This is a genomic window from Pseudomonas sp. s4 (genome assembly GCF_046764235.1).
In the GTDB taxonomy this organism is placed as follows: domain Bacteria; phylum Pseudomonadota; class Gammaproteobacteria; order Pseudomonadales; family Pseudomonadaceae; genus Aquipseudomonas; species Aquipseudomonas asiatica.
Map to the genome: position 1 here is coordinate 181,331 of NZ_CP177209.1, position 13,670 is coordinate 195,000.

A 13,670-nucleotide genomic window follows, 5' to 3' on the forward strand; every position below is an offset into this window, starting at 1 on the left:
GTGCTGATGGCCCTATCGCCGGCAAGCCAGCTCCCACAGGTGTCCCACCACCTTCAGACCTATGGTGGGAGCTGGCTTGCCGGCGATAGGGCCAGTACAGCCATATTTACAACTGCAGGCCTCCTGCAGCCTTGTGCAATGCCCGCAGATGTTCGCCCACTTGCTTCACATTGGCTTCCACCGCCGCAATTTCCTTGGCCCGCGACGGCTCCAGCAGCGCCCTCACCTCTTTGTCCAGGCTCGTGCTCAAGCGCAGCAACTGCGCTTGCCGCTCGCTGCTGACCTGCTGCAGATGCTTGCGCTCCTGCGGCTGCGGCAGCCCGTAGCCCTTGCTGTCGAGCAACTCTGCCGGGCGGCTGAGGAAGCCACTGTTGGCGAGCATTTGTCTGAGGGTCGCATCGGCCTTGCTGACGCTGCCATCCTTCAGCGCGGCGGCGTTCAGGTAACGCTGCTTGACCTCGTCCTGGGCCAGCAGCAGTTGCCGGCGCAAGCTGGCCTGTTCAAGCAGCAGCAAGGCGGCGCTGGTACGCAGGTCGGCCTGGGCGAACCAGGCCCGCCGTTGCTCGGCGTCCAGGGCCAGCCAGTCCTCGACCTTGTCCTGCTTTATTGGCAACTGCTTCTTCAACACCTCGAACATGGCCTGGTAACGGTCACGGTAGGAGTCGAAGCGATAACCCAGGCGCAACGCTTCGCGGGGGTCGTCGAGCACACTGGTGTCGGCAAGTCCCCTGCCCTTGAGCACAGCCAGCAAGCCATTGGGCATGATGCTGTCGAGGTCGTTCAGGCGCGGGTTGGCGGTGCCGCTGCGCAGCAGCTTCAACGACTCTACTGCGCAATTGTTGGACAGGAACCAGTAGTTGCCATCGTAGCTCCAGTGCATTTCGGCGGCCTGACGCACCAGGTTCTCGATCTCGTCGCGGTCGAGCCGCAAGGGCACCGAGGCCAGGCTGCGCAGTTCGGTCTTGGTGTACTCGTCGATCACCTGGCCCAGCGGCAGCACGAACAGGCGCGAGGGGTAGGCGCCGACCAGGCCGTCCCAGCTGGAAAGTTGCACATCGTTGACGAAGGCACGGTACGACAGCACCAGGCTCTGGTCGAGGTCCAGGCGGCAGTCCGGCCCGCGTGGGCGGCCCGGCTTGCAGATCACCAGGCGCAGCATGCTGTGGCCCCAGCGGCTGACCAGGTTCTGGTTGGCTTCGGCCAGCAGGTAGTCCACCTCATAGACCCGCTCGGGGTCGATTTCGCCCAGCGGTTGGCGGGCGAAGTCGCTGCCGGCATTGATGAACGGCAGGCCCTTGGCGCAGCTGTCCTGCTGCGGTGCCCAGCCGAAGTGTTCGCGCAGGTACTGGTTCAGCGCCGGACGGCGGCAGCCGTAGCTCGGGTCGAGTAGGAAGTACTCCATGTTGACCGCGATGTACTCCTTGGGGCTGCTCAGTTCATAGCTGTCGGGGCTGCGCACGAACTGGCCGTTGTGCTGCTCGCGCTCGCCGCGTCGGCCCACGTACTGCTGCCAGCCGGCCAGGTCAAGCAGGCGCGGGTCGTCGCTGAGGGTGAAGCGGCGCTCGGCCTGGCCACGGCATGCTTCGGGCAGGCCGACCTTGCCCAACGTACCTTGCTGGCGCTTGCAACGGGCGATCAGCGCGTTCTCGGCGTTGGGCCACAGCCGGGCACGGTCATAGATATGGGTGAGTTCGTGCAGCACGGTGGCCAGCAGTTCTTCTCGCACCGTGCCATGCGGGCGGTTGGTGCGTTCGGTGGCCGCACTGCCATCGGTGAGGCTGGGCAGCAGGCGGCGATTGAGTTCGAGGGTAGAGACCAGCGATGCCTGGCCATAGGCGTCGGCAGGCATGTTGTCGCTCCAGCTGACACGCACGCGGCGGTTCAGCTGTTGCTTGAAGCTGGGGGGCAGCTTGCCCATGGCTTCGTCGAGCAGAGCCTGAGTGGCCAGGGCCTGCTGTGAGTCAAGGCCGGACGCCTGCAGCTCGAGCTGCAGGTCGGCCAGGGCGGGCGTGCCGAGCAGCGTCAGGGCGCAGCCGAGCAGCCAGGCGCGCACGCGGTTCACAGCGCGAGGATGGCTTCAGCCAGTACCTGGTCGCTGGCGTCACGCGCTTGCGGCACGCGCTCGCGCAGGGTGTTGAAGGCGGCCTCGAGCTGGGCGCCGCGGATCTCACCGTTGCTTGCGACAAAGCTGGCGGCGTCGTCATGGGCTTCGCGCACCACTTTGGAATCGCGGATCGAGGTGGTGGTGTCAGAGGTGAAATCGATCGAACGGCCAAAGGCGCGCACGATGATATTGCTGGTGGCCACCAGGGTCTGTGCCTGGGCCAGGTCGGCCAGCAGCAGCATGCCGAGGGTAGCGGCAATCAGCGGTTTACGCATGGAGCATCTCCGAAAAATACAGGGAGTCAGATTTAATTATTGGACGAGAATTGCTTGCGCCAGTTCCAGATCGCCGACGGTATGCCGTGCGCAATTGTGGCGTAATGATTCCAGTGCTGCCTCCAGCCGTGCACCGCGGATCTGGCCGTCGCTGGCGACGAAGGCAGCGGCATCGTCCTGGGCCTGGCGGACCAGTTTGCGGTCGAACGGTGCGCTGGTGACCTGGCTGGTGACATAGCCGGTGATGACCAGGCTTTGCGTAGTGGTATCCATGGCATGGGCGCTGGCCATGCCAATAACGGAGAACAGCAACGGCAACAGATAACGCATGGGCTCTACAACAGCTGGAAACGTGGGCGGCAATGGTGAGTACGGCTGTGCTGGTGGTGGCCAGCACAGCTGAACGGCTCAGGCGGGGTCAGAGCGCCAGAATGGCCTGGGCCAGTTGCGCGTCGCTGGCCTGCAGGGTTGGCATCTGCGAGCGGATGTGCAGGAAAGCGCTTTCCAGCTTGGCACCGCGGATGTCGCCCTGGCTGCCAACGAAGCTGGCGGCGTCGTCACGGGCGGCCTGGACGATCTTGTCGTCACGGAACGAGGAGGAAATATCGGAAGTGGCATCGGTGGACGCGGCCACTGCGCCAACGACGGCGTCGGTGGTTACAACGAAGCTGGTGGCGTTTGCGGTGCCGGCCAGGCTCAGCATCAGGGCGGCGCCAATCAGGTATTTACGGGACATGATCGTGGACTCCTGGACTAGGGTCGGGTGGTTCTGCTTTATCGGACGCTCGCACAGCTCGTCGCGGTACTTTTCAACAGTGCGTTCTACCAGACTGTTACGCCAAGCGTATCACGCGCCGGTGTTTCTGGATGTTAATGAACAGCGCACCAATAAACTGTTATGGTCTGTTTTATGATTTTTAAAACTGTACAGGTGCGCTTGTAAAAGGCTCTGGCATGCCGCCTGCAAACAAAAAACCCGTCGCAGTCACCTGCAACGGGTTTCGGGAATTCGCGGTGCCGGCCGAAGCCGGCAAGCCGGAGCTTAGCGCCAGAATGGCTTGCTCAGCTCTTCGTAACGCTGCGACTCGCTGATACCGGCGTCGGCCAGCAGGCGGGCGTCCAGGCGAGCCAGTTGACGGCGGCTGGCCATGCGGCGCTGCCACAGCAGCAAGGTGGACAGAGCGCGCAGCGGCAGCGAAGCGTTGGATTGTTGGGCGTTGCTTTCAAAAACCAGACCGGAACTGAGGGTACGTTCCATGATGTTTCATCCTTCCGCTTATGGCGGGATTAGGTAGTGATTTAACTGATGCCAATGATCCTCCTCTGTCGTCCATAACAGTAGATACAGTTCGGTTGAAAGACGATGGTCCAGTTAACTGTGTAACCCTACTGTTGCACTCTAAACTGGCGTAACTGTACTGGTCCGCCCTTTTTTGGTGCGTTCTGGCTTCGGAGACGGGATCTTTCAGGCGGAAGGGCTAAAAATAACAAGTACAGTAGTACAGTTTTGTTTAAAAATAACTGATGCTGTAATGCTTGCTCCTGTAGGAGCGGCTTTGTGTCGCGAAAGGGGCCGCAAAGCGGCCCCAGGATCACAAGAATAAAGACCGGAACAGCGGAAGCAGGGCCGCCGTTCCATTCCTCATTTGTATCAGCTAGCCAGCATGCGCCCGGTTTCTTCCAGGTTCTCGTGCCAACTCAGGGCTTCACGCAGGATGTGCGGGGTATGGCCGCCACGCTGGCAGGCGCGATCGAAGTAGTCGCTCAGTGCTGCGCGGTAGTCCGGGTGCACACAGTTGTCGATGATCGCCCGGGCGCGCTCGCGTGGCGCCAGGCCGCGCAGGTCGGCCAAGCCTTGCTCGGTGACCAGGATGTCCACATCGTGCTCGGTGTGGTCGACATGGCTGACCATCGGCACCACGCTGGAAATCGCGCCACCCTTGGCAATCGACTTGGTGACGAACACGGCCAGGTGGGCGTTACGGGCGAAGTCACCCGAGCCGCCGATGCCGTTCATCATCTTGGTACCGCACACGTGTGTGGAATTGACGTTGCCGTAGATATCGAACTCAAGCGCGGTGTTGATACCGATGATGCCCAGGCGACGGACCACCTCCGGGTGGTTGGAGATTTCTTGCGGGCGCAGTACCAGCTTGTCCTTGTAACGCTCCAGGTTGCCGAACACGTCGGCGTTGCGGCGGGTCGACAAGGTGATCGAGCTGCCCGAGGCGAAGCTCAGCTTGCCGGCGTCGATCAGGTCGAAGGTGGAGTCCTGCAGTACTTCGGAGTACATGGTCAGGTCTTCGAACGGCGACTCGATCAGGCCGCACATCACTGCGTTGGCAATGCTGCCGATACCGGCCTGCAGCGGGCCGAGCTTGTTGGTCATGCGGCCAGCTTCGACTTCTTTCTTGAGGAAGTTGATCAGATGGTCGGCGATGCCCTGGGTTTCGTCATCCGGCGGCAATACGGTGGACGGCGAGTCCGGCTGGTCGCTGATGACGATGCCGACGATCTTGGCCGGGTCGATCGGGATGGCGCTGCTGCCGATACGGTCGTCGACCTTGACCAGCGGGATTGGCGTGCGGGTCGGGCGGTAGGTCGGGATATAGATGTCGTGCAAGCCTTCGAGGTTGGTGTTGTGCGAGAGGTTGATCTCGACAATCACCTGCTTGGCGAAGATCGCGAAGCTGGCCGAGTTGCCCACCGAGGTAGTTGGCACGATATGGCCTTGCTCGGTGATGGCCACGGCTTCGATGACCGCGATGTCCGGCAGCTTCAGCTGCTGGTTGCGCAGCTGCTCGACGGTTTCCGACAGGTGCTGGTCGATGAACATCACCTGGCCGTCGTTGATGGCCTTGCGCAGGGTGCTGTCGACCTGGAACGGCATGCGGCGAGCCAGCACGCCGGCCTCGGTCAATTGCTTGTCCAGGTCGTTGCCCAGGCTGGCGCCGGTCATCAGGCTGATTTTCAGTGGCGACTGCTTGGCACGTTCGGCCAGTGCATGTGGTACGGCCTTGGCTTCGCCGGCGCGGGTGAAACCGCTCATGCCGACGGTCATGCCGTCCTCGATCAGACCAGCGGCATCAGCCGCACTCATTACCTTGCTGTGCAGGGAGGACAAGCGGATACGATCACGGTACATGGATTGTTATCTCGGGCTACTGAAACTACTGCAGCGCAGTCTAGAGACTTCGCCCCTTGCCGTCCCACGACCATGGTCGTATGAGAAGCCTTGGAATAGAGCCGTTGATCCGGATCAATAAAAGAAAAGCCCCGGCAGATTCTGACCGGGGCTTCCTTTATATCAGCTGGTTTGCAGCTGCCATTGTCACTCCACGGCCTTGACCATGTCTTCGATGACCTTCTTGGCGTCGCCGAACACCATCATGGTCTTGTCGAGATAGAACAGTTCGTTGTCCAGGCCGGCATAGCCGCTGGCCATGGAGCGCTTGTTGACGATGATGGTCTTGGCCTTGAACGCTTCGAGGATCGGCATGCCGGCGATCGGCGACTTGGGGTCGTTCTTCGCCGCAGGGTTCACCACGTCGTTGGCGCCCAGCACCAGCACCACATCGGCCTGGCCGAACTCGGCGTTGATGTCTTCCATCTCGAACACTTGGTCGTACGGCACTTCGGCCTCCGCCAGCAGCACGTTCATGTGCCCGGGCATACGGCCGGCCACCGGGTGGATCGCGTACTTCACGGTCACACCGTTGTGGCTCAGCTTCTCGGTCAGTTCCTTGAGCGCGTGCTGGGCGCGAGCCACCGCCAGGCCATAACCCGGGACGATGATCACGCTGTCGGCGTTGCTGAGCAGGAAGGTGGCATCGTCGGCAGAGCCAGACTTCACCGGGCGCTGCTCTTTGGAGCCTTGCGCCGCGCCAGCATCGGTATCACCACCGAAGCCACCGAGGATGACGTTGAAGAACGAACGGTTCATCGCCTTGCACATGATGTACGAAAGGATGGCACCGGACGAGCCGACCAGAGAGCCTGCGATGATCAGCATCGAGTTGTTCAGCGAGAAGCCGATACCGGCCGCTGCCCAGCCCGAATAGCTGTTAAGCATCGACACCACCACCGGCATGTCGGCGCCCCCGATCGGAATAATGATCAGCACGCCCATGATGAAGGCCAATACCAGCATCAGGGTGAAGGCACTGTAGTGGCCAGTGAAGGTGAACAGCAGGCCCAGGGCGATGGTGGTCAGGCCGAGGATCAGGTTCAGCTTGTGCTGGCCGGCGAACTGTACCGGTGCACCCTGGAACAGGCGGAACTTGTACTTGCCCGACAGCTTGCCGAAGGCGATCACCGAGCCGGAGAAGGTAATGGCACCGATGGCTGCGCCGAGGAACAGCTCCAGGCGGTTGCCGGTGGGGATCGGGTCGCTCATGGCGGCAACGATGCCCATCGATTGCGGTTCCAGCACCGCGGCGATGGCGATGAACACCGCTGCCAGGCCGATCATGCTGTGCATGAAGGCGACCAGTTCCGGCATCTTGGTCATCTCGACGCGCTTGGCCATGATCGAACCGGCGGTGCCGCCGACCAGCAAGCCAACGAGGACGTAGCCGATGCCGGCGGTGGCAAGCTCGGCCCCGAGCTTATAAATGAGGCCGACCGTAGTGACGATGGCGATACCCATGCCGATCATGCCGAACAGGTTGCCGCGGCGCGAGGTAGTCGGGTGCGACAGGCCCTTGAGCGCCTGGATGAAGCACACCGAGGCGACGAGGTAGAGGAGCGTTACCAGATTCATGCTCATGCTTACTTCTGCGCCTCGTTCTTGGTTTTCTTCTTGAACATCTCAAGCATGCGACGGGTGACCAGGAAGCCACCGAACACGTTGACCGCGGCCAGGGCCACCGCCAGGGTGCCCATCAGCTTGCCGGCCGGGGTTACCGTCAGGGCGGCGGCCAGCATGGCTCCGACGATGACGATCGCGGAGATGGCGTTGGTCACGGCCATCAGCGGCGTGTGCAGCGCCGGGGTGACGTTCCACACCACGTGGTAGCCCACATAGATGGCCAGCACGAAGATGATCAGGTTGTAGATGCCATGGGAAATCAGCATGTCTTCCATTGTCGTGCTCCTTAGCCGTTCTTGCGGACGACCTGACCATCACGGCACATCAGGCAGGCCGCGACGATGTCGTCTTCGAGGTTGATGACCAGCGCGCCGTCCTTGTCGAACAGCAGCTTCATGAAGTCCAGCAGGTTGCGTGCATACAGTGCGGAGGCATCGGCGCCCACCTGGGCCGGCAGGTTGGTCGGGCCAACGATGATCACGCCGTTCTCCTGTACCACCTGGTCGGCGACAGTCAGTGGGCAGTTGCCGCCTTGGGCTGCTGCGAGGTCGATGACCACCGAGCCGGGCTTCATCTGCGCGACGGTTTCGGCGCTGAGCAGGGTCGGCGCCTTGCGCCCCGGGATCAGCGCAGTGGTAATGACGATATCCGCCTGCTTCGCGCGTTCGTGCACGGCCTGGGCCTGGCGTTGCATCCAGCTTGCCGGCATCGGACGGGCATAACCGCCGACACCTTCGGCGCACTCGCGCTCTTCATCGGTTTCGTAGGGTACGTCGATGAACTTGGCGCCCAGCGACTCGATCTGCTCCTTCACGGCCGGGCGTACGTCGGATGCCTCGATCACCGCGCCCAGGCGCTTGGCCGTGGCAATGGCCTGCAGGCCGGCTACGCCCGCGCCCAGGATCAGCACGCGCGCGGCCTTGACGGTACCGGCGGCGGTCATGAGCATGGGCATGAAGCGTGGGTAGTGATGGGCAGCCAGCAACACCGCCTTGTAACCGGCGATGTTGGCCTGCGACGACAGCACGTCCAGGCTCTGCGCCCGCGAGGTGCGCGGCGCGGCTTCCAGGGCGAACGCGGTAATGCCGCGCTCGGCCATCTTGCCGATCAGCTCGCTGTTGAAGGGGTTGAGCATGCCCACCAGGAGGCTGCCACTGTTGATCAGGGCCAGTTCCTGGTCGTTGGGGGCGACCACTTTGAGCACCAATTGGGCGCCGTAGGCATCGGCTGCACTCCCTAGGGAAGCACCCACGGCCTCATAGGCACTGTCCGGAATGCTGGCATTGAGCCCTGCCCCCCGTTGGACGGTGACCTGATGGCCCTGGCCAATCAGTTTCTTGATGGTTTCCGGGGTCGCAGCGACCCTTGTCTCACCGGTCTGCGTCTCGAGAGGAACACCAATGTGCACGACTATTTCTCCTGCGGTGACCTTTTGTCTTTTTAAAAGCCAGCGCACTTCGGATGGTGCGCTGGGGCGGCTGTGGAGCGCCGACCCGCCGAATTCCGGGCGGGCGAAGCATTTTGCAGACGAAGCCAGAGGCCTTCAACCGGTTCTGGAGCGAAACGAAGTCAAAACTACAAGTCACCCTGTGACCGTATGTCGCAACGGTCAGGCTGCAGCCTGTCAAACATAGGCTATTGGCAGATTAGGAGAAAAAAACAAAAAATTTGCGGTTGATTCGCTTACGGCTTGGTGAATGTCGCAAAATAACCCGCGAAGCCGCGCCGTAAGCAGGGTTAAAGCGGATTTTTGCTCCTGCATAACAGTTTATGTATATGCGACAAATACATATATCTGTAGGTGTTAAAAATAATTGACTACGGAGTCAATTTATCGTGCCTGCTCACGTCTTGGCCGTGTACGCCTGGGCCTGGCTTACCAGCCAGTCACGGAAGGCGCGCAGCGAAGCCGACTCCACTTTGCGCTCCGGAATCATCAGATAGTAGGCCTTGTCACTACTCAGGGCATGCCTGTTAGCGACCACCAATCTACCCTCCTCCAGCTCGCGCTGGATCAGGAACGGTGGAATCAGGGCGATGCCCATCTCATGCATGGCCGCCTGAGCGAGCATCGAGAATAGTTCATAGCGCGGGCCTGTCATGTCGCGTTCCACATTCATGCCGACGCTGCCGAACCATTGCCGCCAGGCATAGGGGCGCGTGCTCTGCTGCAGCAGTGGCAGTTGGGCAATACGCTGAGCGTCGAGTGTGCCCTGCCCGCCCAGCAGCGCCGGGCTGCACACCGGTACCGGGTTTTCCCCCATCAGCCGGTGCGACTGGGTGCCGGACCAGTCGGCATCGCCGAAGTAGATAGCGGCATCGAAGGTGGTGTCGGCAAACAGGAATGGCCGGGTGCGGTTGGTGAGGTTTACCGTGACCTCCGGGTGGCGCTGCTGGAAGTCCTTTAGCCGTGGTAGCAGCCATTGGGTACCGAAGGTGGGCACGACGGCCAGCTCGATCACGTTGGCGCCCTGCTGGCGCATGACTGACAAGGTGTCGCGCTCTACCGCGTCCAGTTGGGCGGCCACTTGGCGGCTATAGGAAAGGCCTGCTTCGGTCAGCTTCACGCCGCGGCGCGAGCGGCGGAACAGTTCCACATTGAGGAAGGCTTCCAGGCCGCCTATCTGCCGACAGACGGCGCCCTGGGTCAGTGCAAGTTCCTGGGCGGCCTTGGTAAAGCTCTCGTTGCGGGCCGCCGCCTCGAAGCAAACCAAGGCGGCGGTACTGGGGATCTTGCGGCGCATGTACGTCAACCTCACTCGTAAGGCTGTCAATATGGCGTTTTGCCGATTTACGAAGTGACAAATTATCACTAATTGGTGCGCAATCCTCGTTTGTCCCGGCGGCCGATCAGGCCTAGGCTCAAAGGCACAAGAAACTGCCCCCTATTTCGAGGATTTCGCTCATGGCCGGTAAAGCAAGCTTCAACTGGATCGACCCGCTGCTGCTCGATCAGCAGCTCACTGAAGAAGAGCGCATGGTGCGTGACAGCGCTTATCAGTTCGCCCAGGACAAGCTGGCCCCGCGTGTGCTCGAGGCCTTCCGTCATGAACAGACCGACCCGGCGATCTTCCGTGAAATGGGTGAGGTCGGGTTGCTGGGCGCCACCATTCCCGAGCAATACGGTGGCAGTGGCCTGAACTACGTTTGCTACGGCCTGATTGCTCGCGAGGTAGAGCGCATCGACTCGGGTTACCGCTCGATGATGAGCGTGCAGTCGTCGCTGGTGATGGTGCCAATCAACGAGTTCGGTACCGAGGCACAAAAGCAGAAGTACCTACCCAAGCTGGCCAGCGGCGAGTGGATCGGTTGCTTCGGCCTGACCGAGCCCAACCACGGCTCCGACCCGGGTTCGATGATCACTCGTGCCCGGAAGGTCGACGGCGGCTACCGCCTGACTGGCAGCAAGATGTGGATCACCAACAGCCCGATCGCCGATGTATTCGTGGTCTGGGCCAAGGACGATGCGGGTGATATCCGCGGCTTTGTTCTGGAAAAGGGTTGGCAAGGCCTCAGCGCGCCGGCGATTCACGGCAAGGTCGGCCTGCGCGCCTCCATCACTGGCGAAATCGTCATGGATAACGTATTCGTGCCGGAGGAAAACATCTTCCCGGATGTACGCGGCCTCAAAGGCCCGTTCACCTGCCTGAACTCCGCCCGATATGGCATCTCGTGGGGTGCGCTGGGCGCTGCGGAAGCCTGCTGGCACACCGCGCGTCAGTACACCCTGGACCGTCAGCAATTCGGTCGCCCGTTGGCTGCCAACCAGTTGATCCAGAAGAAGCTGGCCGACATGCAGACGGAAATCACCCTGGCACTGCAGGGCTGCCTGCGTCTGGGGCGCATGAAGGACGAAGGCACAGCTGCAGTGGAGATCACCTCGATCATGAAGCGCAACTCGTGTGGCAAGGCGCTGGATATTGCTCGCATGGCGCGTGACATGCTGGGTGGCAATGGCATTTCCGATGAGTTCGGCGTGGCTCGTCACCTGGTCAACCTGGAGGTGGTCAACACCTATGAAGGTACTCACGATGTGCATGCACTGATCCTGGGGCGTGCGCAGACCGGCATCCAGGCCTTCTATTGATAAGGAGCCAGCCCATGGGCGCGCTATCACATCTGCGGGTGCTGGACCTTTCTCGCGTGTTGGCCGGCCCATGGTCTGGCCAGATTCTCGCTGACCTTGGTGCCGATGTGATCAAGGTCGAGCGCCCTGGCAGTGGTGACGATACACGCTCATGGGGGCCGCCCTTCCTCAAGGATGCCGAGGGTGAGAACACCAGTGAGGCGGCCTATTACCTGTCGGCCAACCGCAACAAGCGCTCGGTTACCATCGACTTCACACAGGCCGAGGGGCAGCGCCTGGTGCGTGAGTTGGCGGAGAAGTCCGATATCGTCATCGAGAACTTCAAGGTTGGTGGGTTGGCTGCCTACGGTCTGGACTACCAGAGCCTGAAGGCGATCAACCCGCGGCTTATCTATTGTTCCATCACCGGGTTCGGGCAGACCGGGCCTTATGCAAGGCGCGCGGGTTATGACTTCATGATCCAGGGGTTGGGCGGGCTGATGAGCCTGACCGGCCGCCCGGAAGGTGAGGAAGGTGCGGGGCCGGTCAAGGTAGGGGTGGCGCTGACCGACATCCTTACCGGGTTGTATTCCACGGTGGCGATCCTCGCTGCCCTCGCCCATCGCGAGCAGACCGGGGTGGGCCAGCATGTCGACATGGCGTTGCTCGATGTGCAGGTGGCCTGCCTGGCGAATCAGGCGATGAACTACCTGACCACGGGCAACCCGCCTCGTCGCCTGGGTAATGCGCACCCCAATATCGTGCCTTATCAGGATTTTCCGACGGCGGATGGCGACTTCATCCTTACCGTGGGCAACGATAGCCAGTTCCGCAAGTTCGCCGAGGTGGCCGGGCAGCCGCAGTGGGCGGACGACCCGCGTTTCGCTACCAACAAGCTGCGGGTTGCCAACCGGGCTGAGCTGATTCCTCTGATTCGCCAGGCCACGGTGTTCAAGACCACGGCGGAATGGGTGAGCCAACTGGAGGCTGCAGGTGTGCCGTGCGGGCCTATCAATGACCTGGCGCAGATGTTCCAGGACCCGCAGGTGCTGGCGCGCGGATTGGCGGTAAGCATTCCGCATCCGTTGGCGGGAAGCGTGCCGCAGGTGGCGAGCCCGATACGGCTGTCGGAGACGCCGGTGGAGTACCGTCGGGCGCCGCCGCTGCTGGGTGAGCATACCGAGGTGGTGCTGGAGGATGTATTGGGGCTGGGTGCCGGTGAGGTGCAACGGCTACGCAGTGCTGGCGTCCTTTAAGGGCCTGTGGCCTAGGTGAAAGCGGGGAGGCCGTCAGGCCTTCCCGCTTTGCTTTTCAGCGATATCAAAGTTTCTTGAAATTAAGGGTTGACGCGGTTTCGAATCCCCTTATAATGCGCCCCACTTCTGACGTAGTCGAAGCGCAAAACTTCTTGCAAATCAATTAGTTAGGCGATTCAGGTAGTGTCAGGAGCGCTTCGATCGAATGATCGGCAGCGGTTGAGATGATGGTTGACAGCGCTTCTAAACGCTGTATGATTCGCCTCCCGCTACGAGAGATCGCAGCGAGTCAAGTGTTTGAAGCTAAACGAGTTTCTCGCAAAAAAACTTCAAAATAAACGCTTGACAGCAAATGAGGAAAGCGTAGAATGCGCGCCTCGGTTGAGACGAAAGGCTCTTAACCAAACGCTCTTTAACAAATCGAATCAAGCAATTCGTGTGGGTGCTTGTGAGTACGGACTGATAGTCACAAAGATTATCAGCATCACAAGTGGCCATGCGAGAAATCACATAGTCATTTGAGAATGCTGAGCCAAGTTTAGGGTTTCTTAAAAACCCAAGCAGTATTGAACTGAAGAGTTTGATCATGGCTCAGATTGAACGCTGGCGGCAGGCCTAACACATGCAAGTCGAGCGGATGACGGGAGCTTGCTCCTTGATTCAGCGGCGGACGGGTGAGTAATGCCTAGGAATCTGCCTGGTAGTGGGGGACAACGTTTCGAAAGGAACGCTAATACCGCATACGTCCTACGGGAGAAAGCAGGGGACCTTCGGGCCTTGCGCTATCAGATGAGCCTAGGTCGGATTAGCTAGTTGGTGAGGTAATGGCTCACCAAGGCGACGATCCGTAACTGGTCTGAGAGGATGATCAGTCACACTGGAACTGAGACACGGTCCAGACTCCTACGGGAGGCAGCAGTGGGGAATATTGGACAATGGGCGAAAGCCTGATCCAGCCATGCCGCGTGTGTGAAGAAGGTCTTCGGATTGTAAAGCACTTTAAGTTGGGAGGAAGGGCAGTAAGTTAATACCTTGCTGTTTTGACGTTACCGACAGAATAAGCACCGGCTAACTCTGTGCCAGCAGCCGCGGTAATACAGAGGGTGCAAGCGTTAATCGGAATTACTGGGCGTAAAGCGCGCGTAGGTGGTTCGTTAAG

The 13,670-nt window shown here is 60.7% G+C and carries 12 protein-coding genes and 1 rRNA gene (1 of these 13 cut by a window edge); 3 read left to right on the forward strand and 10 right to left on the reverse strand.

Annotation, left to right across the window (positions count from 1 at the left end; all coding sequences use genetic code 11):
• Positions 1–106: 106 nt before the first annotated feature.
• From ACK56M_RS00875 to ACK56M_RS00920, 10 genes are all read right to left on the reverse strand, one after another.
• On the reverse strand, positions 107–2,062 hold the full coding sequence (locus ACK56M_RS00875; protein ID WP_137137823.1) for a DUF4105 domain-containing protein: 1,956 nt from the start codon (positions 2,060–2,062) through the stop codon (positions 107–109).
• Positions 2,059–2,379, reverse strand: coding sequence for a DUF2388 domain-containing protein (locus ACK56M_RS00880; RefSeq protein WP_015268501.1), 321 nt, complete (start codon positions 2,377–2,379; stop codon positions 2,059–2,061). Before ACK56M_RS00880 ends, ACK56M_RS00875 begins: the two co-directional genes overlap by 4 nt.
• A gap of 36 nt (positions 2,380–2,415) precedes the next feature.
• A complete protein-coding gene (locus tag ACK56M_RS00885) occupies positions 2,416–2,709 on the reverse strand; it encodes a DUF2388 domain-containing protein (RefSeq protein WP_015268502.1) in 294 nt (97 codons plus the stop codon).
• Between the two features lie 88 nt (positions 2,710–2,797).
• A complete protein-coding gene (locus ACK56M_RS00890) occupies positions 2,798–3,115 on the reverse strand; it encodes a DUF2388 domain-containing protein (RefSeq protein WP_015268503.1) in 318 nt (105 codons plus the stop codon).
• A 306-nt stretch (positions 3,116–3,421) separates the two neighbouring features.
• Positions 3,422–3,637, reverse strand: coding sequence for a DUF1127 domain-containing protein (locus tag ACK56M_RS00895; protein ID WP_003256968.1), 216 nt, complete (start codon positions 3,635–3,637; stop codon positions 3,422–3,424).
• A 393-nt stretch (positions 3,638–4,030) separates the two neighbouring features.
• Positions 4,031–5,524 (reverse strand): acetyl-CoA hydrolase/transferase family protein, encoded by a 1,494-nt coding sequence (locus tag ACK56M_RS00900; RefSeq protein WP_191472029.1) that lies wholly within the window; start codon positions 5,522–5,524, stop codon positions 4,031–4,033.
• 186 nt (positions 5,525–5,710) lie between these two features.
• Complete coding sequence (locus ACK56M_RS00905) at positions 5,711–7,147, reverse strand: NAD(P)(+) transhydrogenase (Re/Si-specific) subunit beta (RefSeq protein ID WP_015268505.1); 1,437 nt, start codon at positions 7,145–7,147, stop codon at positions 5,711–5,713.
• A gap of 2 nt (positions 7,148–7,149) precedes the next feature.
• The gene (locus ACK56M_RS00910) at positions 7,150–7,464 is read right to left on the reverse strand and encodes an NAD(P) transhydrogenase subunit alpha (RefSeq protein WP_003256966.1); all 315 of its coding nucleotides are present in this window, start codon (positions 7,462–7,464) and stop codon (positions 7,150–7,152) included.
• An 11-nt stretch (positions 7,465–7,475) separates the two neighbouring features.
• Entirely contained in the window at positions 7,476–8,597 is a 1,122-nt protein-coding gene (locus tag ACK56M_RS00915; RefSeq protein WP_015268506.1) for a Re/Si-specific NAD(P)(+) transhydrogenase subunit alpha, read from the reverse strand.
• A 436-nt stretch (positions 8,598–9,033) separates the two neighbouring features.
• Positions 9,034–9,933 (reverse strand): LysR family transcriptional regulator, encoded by a 900-nt coding sequence (locus ACK56M_RS00920; protein ID WP_054572517.1) that lies wholly within the window; start codon positions 9,931–9,933, stop codon positions 9,034–9,036.
• Positions 9,934–10,094: 161 nt separating this feature from the next.
• Between ACK56M_RS00920 and ACK56M_RS00925 the strand changes: the two genes are divergently transcribed.
• From ACK56M_RS00925 to ACK56M_RS00935, 3 genes are all read left to right on the forward strand, one after another.
• On the forward strand, positions 10,095–11,276 hold the full coding sequence (locus ACK56M_RS00925) for an acyl-CoA dehydrogenase (RefSeq protein ID WP_003252907.1): 1,182 nt from the start codon (positions 10,095–10,097) through the stop codon (positions 11,274–11,276).
• A 14-nt stretch (positions 11,277–11,290) separates the two neighbouring features.
• Positions 11,291–12,511 carry a CaiB/BaiF CoA transferase family protein gene (locus tag ACK56M_RS00930; RefSeq protein ID WP_015268508.1) on the forward strand — a complete coding sequence of 407 codons (1,221 nt, stop codon included), beginning with the start codon at positions 11,291–11,293 and terminating at the stop codon, positions 12,509–12,511.
• 568 nt (positions 12,512–13,079) lie between these two features.
• A 16S ribosomal RNA gene (locus ACK56M_RS00935) occupies positions 13,080–13,670 on the forward strand; it runs 946 nt beyond the window's last position.